Annotated in this window: 1 protein-coding gene; it reads left to right on the top strand. The window is 78.0% G+C overall.

Going from position 1 to position 1,197, the window contains the following annotated elements; all coding sequences use genetic code 11:
- Window positions 1–1,161, top strand: a 1,161-nt coding sequence (locus AE652_RS41710; protein ID WP_159028742.1) for an ABC transporter permease, incomplete at its 5' end; no start/stop codon positions are given.
- Window positions 1,162–1,197: the final 36 nt, after the last annotated feature.

Here is a 1,197-nt window from a genome sequence, read left to right as displayed (position 1 = left end):
AACTTCTTCGGGGTGCTGCGGCTCTCCCACCGGGTGCTGCCCGCCGTCGTCGCCGTGCTCGGCCGGCCCGCCCGGAAGCTCGGCGGTACGGCCGGGCGGCTCGCCACCCAGCAGCTGCGGCTCAACCCGGGCCGCACCGGGGCCACCGGCTCGGCGCTGCTGCTCGGCGTCACCGTGATGGTCGGCGCGGTCACCGCGCTGGACATCACCTCGCAGTCGCTGGTGCCCGTGGTGTCCGCGCGCCAGCCGGGGGTCTTCTCGGCGGCCGCCACCGGCGGCGGCGCCCTGCCCGCCGGGGCGCTCGGCGCGCTCGGCGCCGAGCACGGACTGACCGTGACCCCGGTCCGGTCCGCCACCGTCGACCTCGACGGCCGGCCCACCGTGGTCGCCGCCGTCGACGCCACCCGGCTCAACTCCTCGACGGACGACGTGGACCGGGCCCGCGCGCTCACCGAGGGCGGCGCGCTGAGCGGGCTCGGCGACACCGGGGTGCGCCGGGTCGGCGGCGTCGAGCTGCGGCTCCAACCCGGCCGCAGCAGCCTGCCGTTCACCCTGCAGAGCGGCGCCACCCTGCTGGTGGCGCCCGCGACCCTGGACCGCCTCGCCCCCGGCGCGCCCGTCACCACGGCCTGGATCAGCCCGGCCGCCGGCGAGGACCGGCCGACCGCCCGCCGCGCCCTGGACCACGCCCTCGCCGACCACCCGCAGGTGACCGTCGCCGACACGGCCGCCCAGGCGGACACCCTGCGCTCCCTGCTGGACCGGCTGAAGACCATCAGCATGGCCCTGCTGTCCTTCTCCGTCGCCATCGCCGGCCTCGGCGTCGCCGCCACCCTGATGCTCAGCATCAGCGAACGCTCCCGCGAGATCGGCATGCTGCGCGCGATCGGGATGTCCCGCGAACAGCTCCGCCGGATGCTCACCCTGGAGGCGCTGCTCCTCTCCCTGGCCGGCGCCCTGGTCGGGACGGGCCTGGGGGCCGCCTACGGCTGGGCGGCCGCCCGCTCGATCACCTCGACGGTGGGGACGGTCGGCACCCCGCCGGTCCTGCCGGTGCTGGCCGCCCTGGGCCTGACCGTCCTGGTCGGCCTGGCCGCCGCGGTGCTCCCGGCCCGCCGGGTCGGGCGGATGAGCGCGGTGGCGGCGATGCGGGCCTCCTGACCGGGCCGGCAACCGGGTGCCCGGCAACCGGCTCCC

The sequence above is a fragment of the Kitasatospora sp. MY 5-36 genome (genome assembly GCF_001182915.1).
In the GTDB taxonomy this organism is placed as follows: Bacteria; Actinomycetota; Actinomycetes; order Streptomycetales; family Streptomycetaceae; genus Kitasatospora.
Note: the sequence above shows the minus strand (reverse complement) of the source record. Positions and strands in the feature narration are given on the sequence as shown.